The organism is Pontibacter sp. SGAir0037, assembly GCF_005491705.1.
Taxonomy (GTDB): domain Bacteria; phylum Bacteroidota; class Bacteroidia; order Cytophagales; family Hymenobacteraceae; genus Pontibacter.
Genome location: NZ_CP028092.1, coordinates 1,256,462 through 1,276,042, shown reverse-complemented (window position 1 = coordinate 1,276,042; position 19,581 = coordinate 1,256,462). Strand labels below are relative to the sequence as shown.

The window sequence follows — 19,581 nt, the reverse complement described above, 5'->3', positions numbered from 1 at the left end:
AGTAAGAACTCTGGAGCATTCCTGTAATAGTCTCTTCTTAAGTTCAAGCTCTTGTGTTAGCATTTCAGTGTCCCGGATCATATCAGTATAGCAAAGTATGTACAAATTGAAGCTGATAAACTCTTGTTAAATCAGTAAAACACATGTTGATTTTGTATGCGAAATATTAACTGCTTCAGAAGGCGCCTGTTCAGAAATTAGCCCTAACCTGTTATTGCAGTTTAACAAAGTCCTAAACGAAAATTATGGGTACATGTTAATATAATTTTAAGTTTTTTTCAAGATAAGTACAGGAGTCTCTTACAACAGTACAACTTACAGCTGCATTTCAGGAAAATGATTCTGAACGATAGTTAAAGTTTAATTATAATATAGTTGATTCAGGAGTTTTAATTATCATTAATTTTAAATATTTTTCATAAAGAATTATAATACTGTTTTTTCTTAGATCGGAAGAATGAGGCTAAGTATACTTCTCCTGCTTTTTGGCTTTTTCTTAAGCTACTATTCACATGCCACCCATATAGTGGGCGGTGAATTTGAGCTGCAGCATAGGTCCGAAAATACTTACAGGCTAACCATGAACCTGTATTTTGATGCCATTAACGGAAGCCCTGGGGCTTTAGACCAGGAGGTAACTGTTAGGATTTTTGAGAAAGCAACCAATACATCGATGGGCTTTGTAACAATGCGGCTTCGTTCAAACACATCAGTGCCTTATACCAGCCCCGACTGCTCCATTGGTCAGCTCCAAACGCTTAAGTTGGTTTATTACCAGGATATTACGCTTAACCCTGCTAACTTCAGGCATCCCGATGGGTACTATGTTGTCTGGGAGAGGTGCTGCCGTAACAGCACAATTCAGAATATACGTTCTCCTGAAGGAGCCGGTCAGGTTTTTTACATGGAGTTCCCACCGGTTGTTAAAAATAATCAGCTCTTCATCAATTCTTCGCCAAGATTATTTCCTCCGCTAAGCGACTATGCCTGCCTGAACGAATTGTTTTATTACGATTTTGGTGGCACCGACTCTGATGGCGATTCGCTGGTATACGAAATGTCGACGCCCTTGAACGGTTACAGTTCTGCGGTTGCCGGCAATGAGAGGCCTACCCCCCGGGCAAGGCCTTACCCTGAAATAACCTGGCTCAGTGGCTATAGTACCAACTCTCAGATATCGGGAGATCCAGCTCTGAATATAGATGCTGAAACAGGACGATTAGTAGTAAAACCTACCCGATTAGGATTGTTTGTTTTCGGCATTAAAGTTTCTGAATACCGCAACAAAATAAAAATCGGAGAAGTAAGGCGCGATTTTCAATTGCTGGTTGTCAGGTGCAATCCAAATGCATCACCTGTCGTTATGGCTAAAGAAAAAGATGAAAAATCTTTTTACAACGAAAACAAAATTTTACGTGTCACTCCCACTTCAGAGCGTTGCCTCGACATTTACTATACAGACAGCGACAGGCGCTCCCCTCTTTTCCTGACTGCAAGACCTGTAAACTTTAACAACAGCAACTACACGTTATCTGGAAGCACCAGCGGAACAGTAAACACAAGTACTATCCAGGATTCTCTTAAAGCCACCTTATGTTTTGATGAATGCTTTAATACGGATGGCAAAGTTTACCAGATGGATCTGATCGTGCGCGACAACGGCTGTAGCCTGCCGCGACAGGATACCCTCAGAATTAGCTTTATTATTGAACCCGTACCTGATGTCCCACCCACTGTATCGTTAACGACCCCAGATCGCATCATTTATGTGCGCGAAGGCGACGTTGTTAATTTTAACGCCATTGGTGACGATCAGGATAACAGCCCCATAAGCTTAACTGCAGCGGGAAAAGACTTCGATATGGGCAGCCAGAAAATTACTTTTCAGAATAAAACAGGAACAGGCCACGTAGAATCTCCTTTCCGTTGGGAGATAGATTGTAACGCGCTGCAGAAAGAATCTTATCAGATAGAATTTAAGGTTACATCTGATGTTTGCAATGCAGCAACTTCACGAACAGAGATTGTTGAAGTAAGAACCATTTATGAAAACAATGCGCCGGAAATCTCTACTGATTTAACCACGTTTGTATTTGAAATGGAGCTTGATGAAACGTTCGATGCCAACTTCTTTGGAGCCGATGTAGATCTGGATCAGCTCCATTTATCGGCCGAGGGAGAAGGTTTTAGTCTGGCTGATATGGGAATGACGTTTAATGCCACACCTGGAGCAGGTACCGCAGAAGGGAAATTTTCATGGATAGCTAACTGTGCCGCATTTTTGCAGGGAGAAGACATAAAAGTGAAGATAAATTTAAATGAAGGGGCCTGCATTCCTGCCGACAAGAAATTTATCATGCTACAGTTTAAGATAAAAGCACCTAAGCTAGACGATTACATTCCAGCTAATATTTTTACCCCTAACGATGACGATAAGAACGATTATTTTGAAATGCCTGATTTACCAGTTGAGTTCTGTACAGCTACTTTTAAAAATATCAGAATCTTTAACAGGTGGGGCAAAGAAGTATACTTTAGCGAAAACAGTAACTTCCGCTGGGATGGCAAAGGCGTAAACGACGGAGTTTATTTTTATGTAATTGATTTTAACACCAAACAATATAAAGGTTCGGTTACATTAGTGCGTTAGTGTGGAGCTAGGCCATAAACAAGAATACCACATATAAACCAACCCACAGAAATCCCATAAAATGCCAGTAGCTGCGAAGCATTGCGATTTGCAGGGTACGATAAGGATCCCGGATGTACACAAGGCTTCTCACTCCATCGGCTGCTACATGTAATGTTTTAAGGAAGAGAAACGACAGGAAAATTAAACCTCCGAGCAGGTGCAGAATATGTAAAGCAGAAATCAGGTACAGGTAAGTACCTGATGCTTTACCCTTGAAATTCAAACCTGAATCAGACACCTCATTCCATCCCAGAAACTGTGCTCCAATAAAGAGGCATCCTAATACCAGTGTATAGCCTAAATAACGGGCCATTTTCTTTAGTTTGTCCTTTTTATACAAACCTGGTATCTTACTGATGGTATAACTGCTGAAAAGTATCAGGATAGTGCTGATGCTAAAGAACCTGGGAAAATGGAAAGTCTCTGACTGAAAACCGCCAGTTCGGGCAAATGCTATTATCAGAATGAAAAAAAGAACTCCAATCCCGATCATGCTTAAATAAAGCAGCATCCTGATCGGGTGCATCTCTTCTATTTTACTGAATGCAGAATACTGCTTCGCTCTAACCTTATTTTTTTTATCTGAATCCATTGCCTTAAATCGCACCTTGCCTGATGCAGTTCCCCCTGTGTAAATACTACTTCATTAACATTTTCAGTATATAACATTTATACCTATACTACCTCTCTATAGTTTTAAAATTAGAGCCAAAAGTTTATGTAATAATCATTAAATAATTCTTTTCCTCCTGAAACGGCTCTTTCAGATGAAAACCTCAAAAATGGCAGTAAGAAAACAAATAATCAATCTTACTAAAGAACAAAATTGCAAACTAATTATGCTAAAACTGTTCAGTACCTTTCTCAAAGAGTTTTCTATTAAGTTAGCATGAAAGGCATCATTTTGCAATTAATGGTTCGCCATAGTTTAAAAATTTGCGTTAACTAGTTAGGTGCTAATTCTTTTATATGTATAAAATTATACTTTTTATAATCGGAGGATTCTTCATTCTGATCAATACCTCCCAGGCTCAAACCGGTCCCGCCTTTACTAACGGAAATACTATATTAATTTCTATAGAAGGAAGCGAAAGAAATTATGAGTTTACCTCTCAAAGCATGCTGGTGCGCTATAACAGGAACACTCAGAAACTGGAGTGCATTTTAAATATCAGCACCTTGGAAGCAGCAAACAATGCGAGCCCGCTATCCATGATACAGGACATCTTCTACCTTGCCCGATTCCCTGAACTTTTAATAGAAATTGAAGCGCCTGTAGAAAAAATCAATGCCGGCAATCTTTCAACTGAAACAATGGGCAGGCGCACAAGAGTTTTTTTCCAGGATGTAATTAATGAACAAATACTGCCGATTTTGTTTACCCCCGAAAACCAGGCCTTAATTTTTAGCACCTCATTTGATATGCTATTAGACCAGTACCAGGTTCAGCTTCCGGCAAAGTATATGCCCATGCTTACCGGAAGAATCATGGTTAGCATCCAGAATGCACGGTGGCTGGATAACAGGCCTCACTAAAGCTTTAGGATAAGCATACATTCTCTTTTTCAGGTTCATGTTATTGGCTATATTTGCTTAAAAATTACTGCCTTATGAAGAAGACATACCTGGTACTTTTTGCTGTTGCTGCTTTAGTAAGCTGCAACAAAGCCAACACGCTCTCCGATGCCACTAAAGAAACAGGTACCACTGCAGTTGCTCAGCCTGCAGCAAGTAACTATGGAATGACATTCTCCGAAACAAACGTGCTGACAACCTCTCAACTTGCGGAACTGGTAACTGAACAGGATTCTTTACAAGCAACTGTTACAGGTGAAATTTCCTCCAGCTGCCAGTCTAAAGGCTGCTGGTTAGATGTAAAATTAGCCGATAACCAGACCATAAAGGTCACCTTCCGGGACTATGGCTTTTTTGTACCGGTAGAAGACTTATCCGGCAAAACTGTTGTTTTTACAGGTACAGCTAAACGCACGGTAACATCTGTAGAAACACAACGCCATTATGCCGAAGATGCAGGTAAAACACCAGAAGAAATAGCTGCCATCACCAGTCCTAAAGAAGAACTAAGCTTTGTAGCTGATGGTTTAGTTATTAAATAATTAAAGCTTATATCAAAGTATTGCTTTAAAAAAAGAAGGGGCTACCTTAGATAAGGTAACCCCTTCTTTTTTATCTGCTTCTGCAAAAGTTACTGTTTAGAGACTCTGTAAATTGCGCCATTGGTATCATCAGAAACGAGCAGGGAACCATCGGCATGTACCGCTAACCCAACCAGCCTGCCGAAGTGAGAGCGGCCGTTATTAATGAGGAAGCCTGTTAAAAAATCTTCGAAACCAGCCGGTTGCCCGTTCGCAAACCGCAGTCTCACCACCTTATAGCCCACCGGAGAACTTCTGTTCCAGGAGCCACGCATGGCAATAAATGCATTATTCTGGTACTCAGCCGGAAACTGGCTTCCGGTATAAAATACCATTTCCATTGGTGCTGCATGTGCCTCCATGTACAGTAAAACAGGCATTGTTGTTTTCTGGGCATACTGCTGATAAGTTGTATCTCCCTGTGGTCTGTCCGAAGGGTTATACTTTCCCATATCGTAGATGTAGGGCCAGCCATAATTTTTACCTTCTTCAATCTTATTCAACTCTTCTTTCTGTTCATGATCTCCTAACCAGTCTATGCCATGATCCATACCCCACAGCTCACCAGACTGCGGATGCCATCCGAAGCCAATCGTATTCCGGAGCCCTCTGGCAAATATCTTTCTATCCGATCCATCTGGCTCGGCTCTTACCATAGTTGCGTGTTCCGGATTAGGTTCTGGGCAGGAATTACAGGTACTGCCAATGCTAATGTACATTTTACCGTCTGGTCCGAATGCAATGGTACGGTTCGGATGCTGCCCTCCATCGGGCAAATCGTTTAGGAGCATTCGGGGCTGTGAAAGAGTACCATTTGCATTTATATCAGCCACATATAGCTCTTTAACTGATACTATATAAAGTTTTTCTTCATGTATAGTCAAACCATGTGCCTGACGGATATTGGCTACAACTTCTTTTCTTTCTGCCACACCATCTCCATCACTGTCCTGCAGGAGCATAACCTCCCCTGCTTCGCGATCAGAAACATACACGTAGCCGGAGCTGTGTGCTACAAGTATGCGTGGTTTTCCTATATTCTCAGCAAATTTATTTACTGCAAACCCGGCAGGCACCTTTAGCTGCTGCACATTGGCATCTGTTGCAGGTTCAACACCAGGACGGAACACATAGCCGGAAACTTGGGTGCTGGTAGGATCATCGTCTGTTTCGGGAATCATCCAGTCCCAGAAATTTTCATCATCAGAGTTGCTACACCGGATTGCAACTACAGATAACAAAATCATTAAGCAAGTAAAAGTCATCCATTTTTTCATAGCATTGGTTATTTGGTATTAGCGGTAAGTATTTACACTATTATACTTTTTATATATAAAATATAACGAAATACCCCCAAGTTAGTTTAAGCAAATATTACATCTGCAAGCCATTCATGGTATTAGCAGTTCTAAAAACTCAATGCCCATGCTTTCGCATTACATGTATTGAAAGCTTAGAGCTATTTAAGTACATTTACCGGCGGAAAATCAAGTTAAAATGGCTATAGAAAAAGACCCTGCTTCCGAAATCCAGGAGCTTGTACAAAGAATAAATTACCTCAACTACCAATACTACCAGAACAGCATCTCTGAAGTCCCAGACTATGAATTTGATATGCTGCTTAAGAGGCTTCAGAAACTGGAAGAGCAGCATCCGGCTCTAAAGTCACTCAACTCTCCTACACAACGGGTTGGCGGTACTATTACCAAGAGCTTCCCGACTGTTTTTCATAAATACCCGATGCTTTCGCTAAGCAATACTTATTCAGAAGAGGATCTCCGCGAATTTGACAGGAGAGTTAGAAAAGTTGTAGGAGATGAGGTGGAATATGTATGTGAACAAAAGTTTGATGGTGTGGCAATTAGCCTAACCTATGAAAACGGAAGCTTTATACAGGGTGCAACACGAGGCGACGGCACAAGAGGTGACGATATCTCTGCCAACGTCAGAACGATAAGAGATATTCCGCTTCACGTACATGGCGAAAATTTCCCGGAGCTGTTTGAAGTACGCGGAGAGGTTTTTATGCCTTTGTCAGTTTTTGAGCAGCTAAATTCAGAGCGCGAAGAGGCTGGCGAACAATTGCTGGCTAACCCCAGAAATGCAGCATCCGGAACACTAAAACAACAGGATTCAGCGGTGGTGGCAAGCCGCAAATTAGGCTGTTACTCCTATAGCTTCCACGCCTCTCCCAATCCTTTCGATTCGCATTCGGAAAGCCTGCAGGCTATACAGAAATGGGGCTTTAAGGTATCAGATACCTGGCGCAAATGCAGTTCGATAGAAGCTGTACTCGACTATATAAATGAATGGGAGCAAAAGCGCCTGGAGCTGCCTATCGCTACCGATGGCGTTGTGGTGAAGGTAAACAGTTATGCCTTGCAGGAAGAACTTGGCTTCACCGCCAAAAGTCCGCGCTGGGCCATTGCATATAAATATCCGGCTTTGAGTGCCGCCACACAATTACAAGGTATACAGTACCAGGTAGGTCGTACAGGAGCAGTAACACCTGTCGCGCTGCTCCAGCCTGTTCTTTTGGCCGGTACAGTGGTTAAACGGGCATCTGTGCATAATGCCAACGAAATTCAGCGCCTCGACCTGCGCTTGGGCGATACAGTGTTCGTTGAAAAAGGAGGCGAAATCATACCTAAGATTACGGGGGTAGACTTGAGCAAGCGCCCTGCTGACAGTATAGCCATTAGTTACCCAACCACCTGCCCTGCCTGTGAAACACCATTATTTAGAACCGAGGGCGAAGCAAACTTTTACTGCCCGAATGAGAAAGGATGCCCACCCCAGATCAAAGCCAAACTGGAGCACTTTATTTCCCGCAAAGCCATGAACATAGATGGCCTGGGGCCTGAAACCATAGAACAGCTTTACCAGAAGGGCTTAGTGAGGAATGCGGCTGATCTTTACGACCTGCAATTTGAGCAACTGATGAGCCTGGAGCGTATGGGTGAGAAATCTGCCAATAACCTGCTGTCTGGCCTGGAGAAGTCTAAAGAAGTAACATTTGATAAAGTATTGTTTGCACTGGGAATTCGCTTTGTAGGCAATACAGTAGCCAAAAAGCTGGTAGAATATTTTCCTGATATAGAAGCTTTACGAGGGGCTTCTTTCGAAGAGCTTATTGCTGTTAATGAAATCGGTGATCGAATAGCCAACTCCATTATCGCTTATTTTAATCAACCGGATAACGTGCAACTGGTGGAACGCCTGAAAGCCGCAGGACTTCAGTTTAAATCAGAGTCCAGTGCTCCTGTTCTGGAAAGCGAAACACTGGCAGGCAGCACTTTTGTTATTTCCGGTGTTTTCCAAAGCGTTAGCCGCGATGAGTTACAGCAACTCATCACATCTCATGGAGGGAAAGTTGTAAGCTCAATATCTGCAAAACTATCTTACCTGGTTGCCGGTGATAAAATGGGCCCTTCCAAACTCGACAAAGCTACAAAGCTCGGAATCAAAATTGTATCAGAAGAAGAGTTCCTGGCAATGCTGAGTTAATTAGGAAGTATAGGTAATAAGGCATAAAAGAAGGCCGGTTGCAAACAACCGGCCTTCCGCCTTACAAACAACTAACAACTTCAAAAATTTAATCTTTCGCTTTTCTAATTCAGCTAAGGATGACCAGGTACAAGAAGTTACTTATTTCTGAGGAAGCAAAATAAAATATACCAACTGCTGTCTTTTCAGGACGAACAGTAGCTCCGGCTTTATCTTTAAATTTGTTCGCTTTATAGTTTAATCTTTGATGTTCGTCTAAGTCCTGCGACTGAATATTATAATGCCACTATAATTCATTAACTTTAAGATTAGGCAAGTCTGTTAAGCTCCGCTTCAGGTCAGGCCTGCCTATGAATGAATAAACAGCATGAACTGGACAGCAACCCCACTTGCTTTGCTTGAACTTTCTATGAAGAAATGGTATCAGATTACCCTACATTTCATATGTTGGCTAGTCATTATTACCATCACACTATACTATCTGCAATCGAACCAACTGCTCAACTTTAATAAGTTTGTTGATGTTACGATTGCGCTCTCCTTTTACGCCGTTATCTTTTACTTTAACTGGTATGTGCTTATCCCTAACTACCTGGCACGAAACCGGATACTACTATACATAGCCCTGGTGCTGGCTACCCTAGTGGTTTTTGCGCTGGTTAGGTCTCCACTGGATTTTTACGTTTTCAAGGAATTTAACCCTAACATGAAAATCCTGTACAGCTATGAACGCCTGGTGCAGTACATGCTGGGTGGCTTTATGGTTATTTTTATCAGTTCGGCTTTAAAAGTAACGGGTAACTATATCCGTAACGAACGGCTTAACAAAGAATTGGAAACTCAGAAACTTACGGCTGAGCTGGCTTATTTAAAATCTCAGGTAAACCCACACTTCCTGTTTAATACCTTAAATAACATATACTCACTGGCTTATAAACAGTCGCCAGAAACGCCAGATGCCATCATGAAGCTTTCGCTCCTGATGCGTTACATGCTGTATGAAAGCAACGACACCTTAGTCAGCCTGGAGAAGGAGGTAGAGCATATTCATAATTTCATTGATCTGCAAAAACTGCGGCTGCGTGAGCACACTAGTATAAAATTCAACATAAAAGGAAGTTTAGCTGGAAAGTCCATTGCCCCTATGATGATGATGACCTTAGTTGAAAATGCCTTTAAGCACGGCTTGGTCAGCAAAAATGAAATTGGAATAACCTTTAACCTGGAAGTGAAAGAAACCTGCCTGCAGTTCAGCACGATCAACAACATCAGCACTCATAAAAAGAAGGATTTTGGAGGGATAGGTCTTGAAAATTTGCGCAGGCGCCTTAACTTGCTCTACCTAAACCGCCATAAACTCTCTTTTGAAGAAAAAGAGGGAGCTTTTTATGCTACGCTGAAACTTTACTTCCAACCAATTAAATAGAACTATGACAATAAGATGCTTAGCTGTAGATGATGAACCTTTAGCACTGGATATAATCGAAAGTTATATTAGCAAACTTCCTTTTTTACAACTGGTGAAAACATGTGCCAGTGCTACCGAAGCCATGCAGGTTTTACAGGAAGAAAAGGTGGACCTGATGTTCCTGGATATAGAAATGCCGGAGCTGACGGGTATACAGTTGCTGAACATCATGAAGAATCAGCCACTGATTATCTTCACAACAGCTTATCCCGACTATGCACTCGAAGGCTTTAACCAGGACGCCGTCGATTATCTTTTAAAGCCCATTCCGTTTGATCGCTTTGTGAAGGCGGTTAATAAGGCGCAGGAAAGGCTGCAACGATCTGCCAAACCAGCTTTAGAGCCAGTTCCTGTTCCTGCCGCCGCCCCTGCCCACGAGCACGAGTTTATGTTTGTAAAAGCAGACTATAAAACGATCCGCGTCGATTTTAAAGATGTGCTCTGGATTGAAGGTCTGAAGGATTATATCATCATTCAAACAACAGATCAGAAAATAATAACCCTGTTGTCGATGAACAAGATGATGGAGAAACTGCCGGAATCCAGATTCCTGCGCGTGCACCGTTCTTTTATTGTTGCACTTCAGAAAATAGACAGCATCGAAAAAAGCAGAATCAGAATCGGGAAAAAAGAGATTCCGATTGGCGAGGTTTACAAAGACCAGTTTGTGAAATGGGTGGAAGAGAATAACATTCAATAGTGTATATCATTCAGGCTATTCCAGATTCTGTATAGCTAATTCTCACTGGCGAAAGCAAAATTCCTTTTTAGTATTTTTTCGTTTTAGATAAAAAAAAGCAAACTTGCATGCTTGCAGAGAACAACTTCCTGCATTTTAAAATTAGCATGACACAGGATATTTTCAGAGGTACAGGAGTGGCGTTAGTAACGCCTTTTAAGGAGGATTTAACAGTAGATTTCGATGGTTTGCTTAAGCTGTTAGACTTTACCATCAGCGGAGGTGTAAACTATTTGGTTGTTAATGGCACAACGGCAGAATCAGTAACCACTACTACTGCTGAGAAAGCAGAAATATTAAATTTCATAAAAGAACATGTAGCGGATAGACTGCCAATAGTTTATGGTATTGGCGGAAACAGCACGCACCAGGTGATTGAAACAATTGCCAACACAGACCTGGATGGTGTTGCTGCTATTTTATCAGTTAGCCCTTATTATAACAAGCCTTCTCAGATAGGCATATACCAGCATTACCTGCATATTGCCAATGCCTGTCCTGTACCGGTTATCCTCTACAACGTTCCCGGCCGTACGAGCAGCAACGTAACAGCAGATACAGTCTTAAAACTTTCTGCACATCCCAATATCATTGGCATAAAAGAGGCATCAGGCAACATGGAGCAGTGCATGATAATTGCGAAACACAAACCTTCGGATTTTTTACTGATCAGTGGAGATGATTTGTTAACCCTCCCCATGATCACCTTTGGAGCAGTAGGTGTTATTTCTGTACTTGCCAATGCCTTTCCTGAAAAGTTCAGCAAAATGGTGCAGCTGGGCCTATCGTTTGACTTTGCTCCGGCACATCAGTTACTGAACGACTTTGTGGATATTAACCCGCTGATGTATGAAGAAAGTAACCCAGTAGGTGTTAAAGCTTTGCTAGAACGTTTTGGTGTTTGCAAAGCCAGCGTCAGGTTACCGCTTTTAGAAGCAAGTGCCGGTCTGAAAGATCGTTTAAACAAACTTATTTAAATACATAAGTGATTCCGAAAACCTCCTGCAGACGAGAGCTGTTCGCTTTACCCTCTCCTGCAGGAGGTTTTTATTTTAACAGCTTTACCTATATTAGTTCATCAAACTATTTATACATGATGCGCTACCTCCTATGCTTTCCGCTTCTCGTGCTGTTTTATAGTTGCAATAACGATACTTCTTCAACAACTATAACCGATCACATGGTTATGGTAGAAGACTCAACTGCAGAAAATTCAGATGATGAACAGGCTGAAGACAGTTTATTAACTGAAGCAGAAACAACTATAACCGTTGACAGCTCAAACCTGGCTCCTGAGCCCACTGGTAAAATAAAACTGTTGCTAGAAGGTACATTTCATAAAGATGAAGTATGGCAAGGTGTTCAGCAAAAGAAATGGCTGGCATTGGTTTTTGAAGAAGGTCAATATGTCCTTAAACCTGTTCAGGCGACTGTTAAAACGGTTTATGATCCTGCTCACGATCCTGATAGTCTTCATATATCAGGTAGAGCTGTAAGCAGCAGCAGACCGGGTACCATAGTACTTCTGACTGGGTTAAGTAATCCGAACCCTGGAAAAATAGATACCGTTGCCTTGGAGCGGGATGTGCTGGCACCAGGACATAAAATATCCTTTAAAACCAGCAGAGGCACCTACCAGCTAACTGCTTCTGGTGACAGTGCAGCAGTAGAAGGTACCAACCTGTTTAAGATACAAAATTACAGCTGGAAAGTAAGTGGTAACAAAGCCGGATCAAAAGTTACCCAAACCCTTGCCGAAGACCATTCATTTGAGAATGCCATTTATGTTCTACTTTGGATGGGAGACTTGGATGGGGATGGCGTACAGGATATAATCGCTGATCTTTCAACCAGCAGAGCCAGAAATAACATTACCTTATTTCTCTCCTCTATGGCTGGCAAAGGAAAGCTGTATCATCAAGCAGCTTCCTTTGAGTTTACCAGTCATTAGCTCAATAAGCCGCTAATGAATAGCTCCTGCAGCAGAAGGGTCTGCTTCGTAAAGCCCACCCTTTGCCTGAATCATTTTTTGGCCAAACCACAAAATCAGCAATGCCAGTAATGCTGATGCAGCCATTACACCTGCCATAGGTACAGCAGAATGATTGCTGAAAACACTTAAAACAACAGTTGCCAATGCACCAATACCCATTTGAGAGGCCCCCATTAAAGCGGATGCACTTCCGGCATTTTTACTGAAAGGAGCTAATGATAGGGCTGAGGCATTGGGAAAAGTAAAGCCGAGGCAACACAAAAACAGGAATATACAGGCTATAGTAGAAAACAAACCTAAAAAGCCTAAAATTGTTCCGGCCAAAAGAACTCCACCAATTATCAACTGGCAAACCAGGGCGGTAATAATAATCTGTTCGCTCCTGAACCTGCGCAACATCACACTGTTTACCTGGCTTGCTCCAATTAAACCAATAGACAGAAAAGCGAAAACCCAGCCGTATTGCTTTTCATTCACCTGAAAAATTTCCATAAATACCAAAGGAGACCCTGATACATAAGCTAACAAGCCTGCAAAGGAAACTGCCCCAGAAAATGCATAGGTATAAAATTGTGGTTCTTTCAGAACAGCCATAAACTTACCGATCATCTGCTTTGGAGCAAGTGAATAAGTCGGATCGGGCTGGCTGCTTTCCGGTAAACCAAAATAAACGGCTAATAGTATGGCGGCAGCCATTCCGGCCAGGATCAGGAAAACTGCTTCCCAGCCAAAACCTGCAGTTACATAGCCGCCCACAGTCGGTGCTATCATTGGTGAAACGCCAACGACAAGCATTAGCAGCGAAAATACTTTAGCGTTATCCTGAACCGGAAACAAGTCACGTACCATAGCCACAGATGCTACCGCAGCGGCACAACTACATATAGCCTGAATAAAACGAAGTATAACTAAAGCATCTATTGTTGTGGCAAAAGCACAGGCCGTTGAAGCTATAACATAGCCGCAAAGACCTATATAAAGCGGAACTTTCCTTCCAAACCTATCCATTAAAGGTCCATACAGAAACTGTCCGGCTGAAATACCTATGAAAAAACTCGACAAAGAAAGTGAAACCTCTGCTACTGTCGTACCCAGATCTTTGGCTATTGCCGGGAAACCAGGCAGGTACATATCTATTGAAAAAGGGCCTAAAGCCGTTAGCGTTCCTAATATCAGTATAAGCGTAATATATCTCTTGCGGGTCATATGCGTTTTTTATGGGGCAAAGTTACTCATAAAACTTTTACCTGAGGGTAGCACTTTGGCAGAAGAACACATGTAACTGGTTGTCAAGCCCTAATACTGTAGTGAAGAAAATTATTTAAATTATACACAAATCACATATATTTGCATATCAGCAATTTACAGCTATGTTTGTTTCAGCGTTTCCCCAGCTTTAGCAAGAGCTACCGCTCTTACTTGATGTAAAGAGTACATTGTTCTGTACCACCCGTTTTCCTTTCTTATACTTTAAAAATGGCAACAACAAAAATAAAGCAGGAAAGCCCTCGTGGCATATTTGCTGTAATAAAGCAGTCACTGCAGGGTGGAGAAGCTGATTACACAATTGGCAGCATCAGGAAATCAGTTATTTTGCTGGCCATTCCCATGATGCTGGAGATGATCATGGAGTCTGTGTTTGCCTTAGTTGATCTTTACTTTGTAGGTCACCTGCACAACAGTAGTTATGCTATACAAACTGTTGGGCTTACAGAATCGGTATTAACAATTATTTACTCTTTAGCAATAGGAATCAGTATGGCGGCCACCGCTGTAGTTGCCAGGCGGGTTGGAGAAAAAGATCCTTCCTCGGCCGCAAAAGCAGGTATGCAGGCTACCATTATTGCCATAGCTCTTACAACGCTTATCAGTATTACAGGCTATTTATTTGCAACTGATATTCTCATACTGATGGGTTCATCGGCTGAGGCCGCTGCCTATGGCACAACCTTTATGCAGATTATGATGGGAAGCAGTGTATTTATCATGCTACTCTTCCTGATTAACGGAATTTTCAGAGGAGCTGGTAATGCTGCCATAGCGATGAAAAGTTTATGGGTTGCCAATATCATTAACATTATCCTCTGCCCTATTCTGATTAACGGCTTTGGTCCTGTACCTGCTTTTGGTCTTACAGGTGCAGCCATGGCCACCTCAATTGGCCGCGGACTTGGTGTATGTTATCAGCTATACTACCTGTTTAGTGGTAAAAGCATTCTTAAAATGCAGTTAGCTCATTTCTTACCAGACTGGGAACAGATAAAAGTATTGGTTCGCATTGCTGCGCCTGCTGTATTACAATTTGTCATTGCCTCCTGCAGTTGGATCTTTCTGGCTCAGCTGGTAGCAACTACCGGCGGTGATCATGGTTCAGCAGGTTATCAAACAGCACTTCGCTTGCTAATGTTCTTTATGCTGCCTGCTTGGGGCTTAAGTAACGCTGCGTCAACATTAGTAGGGCAGAATTTAGGAGCCAAGCAGTTGGCAAGAGCTGAACAAGCTGTTATAAAAACAGCTAAATACAATGTGATTTTTATGGCTGTTATTACTTTAGTAAGCCTTGCCGGTGCCGATATTTTGGCCTCATTTTTTACAAATGATATGGAAGTCCAACAAATAGCAGTTCAGGCCATCAGGATTATGAGCATCGGGTATATCTTTTACGGAATTGGTATGGTACTTATAAATGCTTTTAACGGTGCCGGTGATACCTGGACACCAACTTGGATAAACTTCGGAGGTTTTTGGCTGTTTCAGATTCCGTTAGCGTACCTGCTTGCCAGGCATTTTGCGATGGGCCCTACTGGTGTATTTATAGCTATACCCGTTGCCGAAACCGCGATTACTTTAACAGGTTATTGGTTGTTTAGAAAAGGAAAATGGAAAAAAGTTGTTGTATAGAATTCTTATCTGTTTTTGTTCTTCTTTAGTTATTTACCTTCTGCATTGAGATAATTATGAGTCATAATATTTTAAAACTATCAATATTCACATTAATTACACTTACAGTAGTTGTTTTCGGTGCTATTGTACTTGCTGATCCATACTTTTTTACTCCTGCTAAAAAATTATACAAAACCGGTGCGGCCAAAATGGAAGAAGGCCTTATTGGTGGTAGTCCTACTGCTTATACTGAAGCAGCTATTTATTTTGAAGCACTTGTAGAGAAGGGAAATATAGATAAGGATACATTTGACAAGCTATACTGGTGCTATAGGTTCGGCAAAAAACACCTTGAAGCCGAAAATGTAGCTAGTAGAGCTCTAGAAATTCATCCAGGTGATATAGAGTTTCTGTTTCACAGAGCTGAAAGCCGCCTAGAACAAGAAAAGTATCAGTTGGCAATTGAAGATTACGATTTGGTAGCATCGAAGAGTAAAAACTTCAAGTATTTGTATGATGCTTATTATAGCCGGGGTGCAGCCAAATTTAAACTTGGAAATAAAGAACAGGCTGAAGCAGACAGAGCTTTAGCTGTTAAAATTGCTCCACAGCCTTTGGAAACCTATGAAGAGCATTTTGAAGAAAAGGAAAACAACATTGATGATAGTATGTTTTCAGATGAACAGACGTCTCTTTAGGTAATCTTTTACCGTGCTAACTATATTCAGAAAACCTATCTCGACTGTGTTTCCTGCTATGACCATCTGCAAAAACAGTACAGTTTGACACTGTATTTGTAACTGTTTTACTGGATGCCGGTTTCAGCGTGTGGTGTGTGTGGAATGAAAAAAGGGTTACCCTTTGTGGGGGTAACCCTTCGTGATGTGGTTGGCGGCCACCTACTCTCCCGGGTGTGACCCCAGTACCATCGGCGCAGCCGGGCTTAACTTCTCTGTTCGGGATGGGAAGAGGTGAACACCGGCGCCATAGCCACCATTGCCGTCGCACGGTTGCTGTCCGTGCCTGATGCTGTGGTGTGTCTTTGACCTTGTGGGGGAGAGGGAAAGGGGGGGAAGCGGCGGGCCGTTTCCGGCCTCCTGGAGAACGCGCCCGGGCAATTAGTACCGCTCGGCTTTGCCGTCTCCGGCTTTACACCTGCGGCCTATCGACGTGGTCGTCTCCCACGGCCCTTCAAGGGAGATCTCATCTTGGGGCGGGTTTCGCACTTAGATGCTTTCAGCGCTTATCCCGTCCGAGCGTAGCTACCCTGCGCTGCACCAGGCGGCACAACAGGTCCACCAGAGGCTCGTCCATCCCGGTCCTCTCGTACTAAGGACAGAGCCCCGCAAATCTCCGACGCCCGCAACAGATAGGGACCGAACTGTCTCACGACGTTCTGAACCCAGCTCGCGTGCCACTTTAATCGGCGAACAGCCGAACCCTTGGGACCTTCTCCAGCCCCAGGACGTGACGAGCCGACATCGAGGTGCCAAACCTCCCCGTCGATATGAGCTCTTGGGGGAGATCAGCCTGTTATCCCCAGAGTACCTTTTATCCTTTGAGCGATGGCCCTTCCATGCGGAACCACCGGATCACTATATCCGCCTTTCGGCCCTGCTCGGCTTGTGGGCCTCACAGTCAAGCCCCCTTCTGCTATTGCGCTCTGCGCACGGTTACCAAGCGTGCTGAGGGAACCTTTGAAAGCCTCCGTTATTGTTTTGGAGGCGACCACCCCAGTCAAACTACCCGCCAAGCAATGTCCCGCTCACGCGGTTAGGCTCCAAGCCACTCAAGGGCGGTATTTCAAGGACGGATCCGCGACGCCTGGCGACGCCGCCTCTTCTCCTCCCGCCTATCCTACACATGAGTGACCCAGAGGCAATGCTAAGCTGTAGTGAAGGTTCATGGGGTCTTTCCGTCCCGTTGCGGGTAATCGGCATCTTCACCGATACTACAATTTCACCGAGCTCACGGCTGAGACAGCGCCCAGATCGTTACACCATTCGTGCAGGTCGGAACTTACCCGACAAGGAATTTCGCTACCTTAGGACCGTTATAGTTACGGCCGCCGTTTACCGGGGCTTCGATTCAGAGCTTCGCCTTGCGGCTAACCCCCCCTCTTAACCTTCCGGCACCGGGCAGGTGTCAGGCCTTATACGTCATCTCTCGATTTGGCAAAGCCATGTGTTTTTGTTAAACAGTCGCCTGGGCCTTTTCACTGCGGCTTCTTGCATCGCTGCAAGGAAGCGCCCCTTCTCCCGAAGTTACAGGGCCATTTTGCCGAGTTCCTTGGCCGTGATTCACTCGAGCACCTTAGGATTCTCTCCTCGACCACCTGTGTCGGTTTGCGGTACGGGCGGCGCGCCATTTAAACGCTTAGCGGGTTTTCTAGGGAGCCTGCTTAGGGACGATCTCCGCCCCCGGGGGGTTGGAGTACTTTCCACTTTCGGCTAGCCCGGCGTGCTTGACGACCGGCCCAATACCTACGGTGTTAAACGCACTATTCCGTCAGTGCGCCGTCCTTTCACTTCTCCGTCACCGCATCGCTATGGCGCGCCGGTGCTGGAATATTAACCAGCTGTCCATCGACCTTAGCCTTCGCCTCGGCCTTAGGACCCGACTAACCCTGATCCGATTAGCGTTGATCAGGAAACCTGGGTCTTTCGGTGTGCGGGTTTCTCGCCCGCATTATCGTTACTTATGCCTACATTTGCTTTTCCAAGCACTCCAGCGCCCCTTGCCGGGACGCCTTCGCCGTCCTTGGAATGCTCCCCTACCAGTATGACCCGTGTCATAATCCGCGGCTTCGGCGCCTCGCTTGATGCCCGATTATTATCGATGCCCTGCCGCTCGACCAGTGAGCTGTTACGCACTCTTTAAAGGAATGGCTGCTTCCAAGCCAACCTCCTGGCTGTCCGGGCAGCTGGACCCCCTTTGTTCAACTTAGCGTGGACTTTGGGGCCTTAGCCGGCGGTCTGGGTTCTTTCCCTCTCGGCGCGGGACCTTAGCACCCCGCGCCTCACTGCCGCGTATGTCAAGTGGCATTCGGAGTTCGTCAGGATTCGGTAGGATGTGACTCCCCCTAGTCCTATCGGTAGCTCTACCTCCACATGACTCCACCGCGACGCTGCCCCTAAAGGCATTTCGGGGAGTACGAGCTATTTCTCAGTTTGATTGGCCTTTCACCCCTACCCACAGGTCATCCAAATGCTTTTCAACGCAAACTGGTTCGGACCTCCAGTTGGTTTTACCCAACCTTCATCCTGCCCATGGGTAGATCACAAAGTTTCGCGTCTACCCCCCCTGACTCTGCGCCCTATTCAGACTCGCTTTCGCTGCGGCTCCGCGCCTCCAGACGCTTAACCTTGCCAGGGAGGAGTAACTCGTAGGCTCATTATGCAAAAGGCACGCCGTCACCCCACACAGGGGCTCCGACCGCTTGTAGGCGCACGGTTTCAGGTTCTCTTTCACCCTCCTATTCGGAGTGCTTTTCACCTTTCCCTCACGGTACTGGTTCACTATCGGTCTCTCAGGAGTATTTAGCCTTGGCGGATGGTGCCGCCGGATTCAGGCGGGATTCCTCCGGTCCCGCCCTACTCAGGATTCCACTACGGCCAATCAACTTGCGCTCACGGGGCTATCACCCGCTCCGGCCTGCCTTCCCAGGCAGTTAAGCTTCGTTCATTGGTCCGACGGCGTGGTCCTACAACCCCAGCCCTGCCGTGACAGCGCTGGTTTGGGCTCCTGCGCGTTCGCTCGCCACTACTTGCGCAATCATTGTTATTTTCTCTTCCTCCGGGTACTTAGATGTTTCAGTTCCCCGGGTTCGCCCACCCGAAGGTGTAGTGCATCTTCAATGCACTGGGTTGCCCCATTCGGACACCCGCGGATCAAATCGTATGTGCCGATCCCCGCGGATTTTCGCAGCTTGTCGCGTCCTTCATCGCCTCTGAGAGCCTAGGCATCCCCCGTGCGCCCTTCTCTGCGTTCTCGGCCGCCCCACAAGCGTGGGGGCGGCCCGCCTCTTCTCTTCCGTCCCGGCCCTAAGGCCGGAACGTCCTTCTTTCTCTCTCTCCCATCATGTCAAAGAACTTTCCCCAGGGCACAAGTCCAGAGTCCAGAGCCAAGAGTTGTCTAACCCTT

General features: G+C 44.6%; 13 protein-coding genes and 2 rRNA genes. 10 read left to right on the top strand and 5 right to left on the bottom strand.

Annotation, left to right across the window (positions count from 1 at the left end; all coding sequences use genetic code 11):
* Positions 1 to 457 precede the first annotated feature (457 nt).
* Entirely contained in the window at positions 458 to 2,650 is a 2,193-nt protein-coding gene (locus tag C1N53_RS05285) for a gliding motility-associated C-terminal domain-containing protein (RefSeq protein WP_137758319.1), read from the top strand.
* Between the two features lie 7 nt (positions 2,651 to 2,657).
* Here C1N53_RS05285 and C1N53_RS05280 read toward each other — a convergent pair whose 3' ends face one another.
* Positions 2,658 to 3,284, bottom strand: a complete 627-nt coding sequence (locus tag C1N53_RS05280) for a cytochrome c oxidase subunit III (protein ID WP_168193967.1) — start codon at positions 3,282 to 3,284, stop codon at positions 2,658 to 2,660.
* A gap of 377 nt (positions 3,285 to 3,661) precedes the next feature.
* Between C1N53_RS05280 and C1N53_RS05275 the strand changes: the two genes are divergently transcribed.
* A complete protein-coding gene (locus tag C1N53_RS05275; RefSeq protein WP_137758318.1) occupies positions 3,662 to 4,228 on the top strand; it encodes a hypothetical protein in 567 nt (188 codons plus the stop codon).
* Between the two features lie 74 nt (positions 4,229 to 4,302).
* Positions 4,303 to 4,809, top strand: coding sequence for a DUF4920 domain-containing protein (locus tag C1N53_RS05270; RefSeq protein WP_240773396.1), 507 nt, complete (start codon positions 4,303 to 4,305; stop codon positions 4,807 to 4,809).
* Between the two features lie 89 nt (positions 4,810 to 4,898).
* On the opposite strand, the gene C1N53_RS05265 is transcribed toward C1N53_RS05270, so the two are convergent.
* On the bottom strand, positions 4,899 to 6,095 hold the full coding sequence (locus tag C1N53_RS05265) for a sorbosone dehydrogenase family protein (protein WP_240773395.1): 1,197 nt from the start codon (positions 6,093 to 6,095) through the stop codon (positions 4,899 to 4,901).
* Between the two features lie 250 nt (positions 6,096 to 6,345).
* Between C1N53_RS05265 and ligA the strand changes: the two genes are divergently transcribed.
* The 5 genes from ligA to C1N53_RS05240 all read left to right on the top strand — a co-directional run bounded on the left by ligA (position 6,346) and on the right by C1N53_RS05240 (position 12,513).
* On the top strand, positions 6,346 to 8,355 hold the full coding sequence (ligA, locus tag C1N53_RS05260) for an NAD-dependent DNA ligase LigA (RefSeq protein ID WP_137758317.1): 2,010 nt from the start codon (positions 6,346 to 6,348) through the stop codon (positions 8,353 to 8,355).
* A gap of 367 nt (positions 8,356 to 8,722) precedes the next feature.
* The gene (locus C1N53_RS05255; RefSeq protein WP_137758316.1) at positions 8,723 to 9,781 is read left to right on the top strand and encodes a sensor histidine kinase; all 1,059 of its coding nucleotides are present in this window, start codon (positions 8,723 to 8,725) and stop codon (positions 9,779 to 9,781) included.
* A gap of 4 nt (positions 9,782 to 9,785) precedes the next feature.
* Entirely contained in the window at positions 9,786 to 10,523 is a 738-nt protein-coding gene (locus C1N53_RS05250; RefSeq protein WP_137758315.1) for a LytTR family DNA-binding domain-containing protein, read from the top strand.
* Between the two features lie 107 nt (positions 10,524 to 10,630).
* A complete protein-coding gene (dapA, locus tag C1N53_RS05245) occupies positions 10,631 to 11,539 on the top strand; it encodes a 4-hydroxy-tetrahydrodipicolinate synthase (RefSeq protein ID WP_240773394.1) in 909 nt (302 codons plus the stop codon).
* 116 nt (positions 11,540 to 11,655) lie between these two features.
* A complete protein-coding gene (locus tag C1N53_RS05240) occupies positions 11,656 to 12,513 on the top strand; it encodes a hypothetical protein (protein ID WP_137758314.1) in 858 nt (285 codons plus the stop codon).
* Positions 12,514 to 12,525: 12 nt separating this feature from the next.
* Here the strand turns inward: C1N53_RS05240 and C1N53_RS05235 are convergent, their stop codons facing one another.
* On the bottom strand, positions 12,526 to 13,761 hold the full coding sequence (locus C1N53_RS05235) for a multidrug effflux MFS transporter (protein WP_137758313.1): 1,236 nt from the start codon (positions 13,759 to 13,761) through the stop codon (positions 12,526 to 12,528).
* A gap of 270 nt (positions 13,762 to 14,031) precedes the next feature.
* Between C1N53_RS05235 and C1N53_RS05230 the strand changes: the two genes are divergently transcribed.
* Positions 14,032 to 15,456: an MATE family efflux transporter gene (locus tag C1N53_RS05230; RefSeq protein WP_137758312.1), complete on the top strand. Its 1,425-nt coding sequence runs from the start codon at positions 14,032 to 14,034 to the stop codon at positions 15,454 to 15,456.
* Between the two features lie 56 nt (positions 15,457 to 15,512).
* A complete protein-coding gene (locus tag C1N53_RS05225; protein ID WP_137758311.1) occupies positions 15,513 to 16,136 on the top strand; it encodes a tetratricopeptide repeat protein in 624 nt (207 codons plus the stop codon).
* A gap of 188 nt (positions 16,137 to 16,324) precedes the next feature.
* Here the strand turns inward: C1N53_RS05225 and rrf are convergent.
* Together rrf and C1N53_RS05215 are read right to left on the bottom strand one after the other, a co-directional pair.
* A 5S ribosomal RNA gene (gene rrf / locus C1N53_RS05220) occupies positions 16,325 to 16,436 on the bottom strand.
* Between the two features lie 100 nt (positions 16,437 to 16,536).
* Positions 16,537 to 19,430, bottom strand: a 23S ribosomal RNA gene (locus C1N53_RS05215).
* Positions 19,431 to 19,581: the final 151 nt, after the last annotated feature.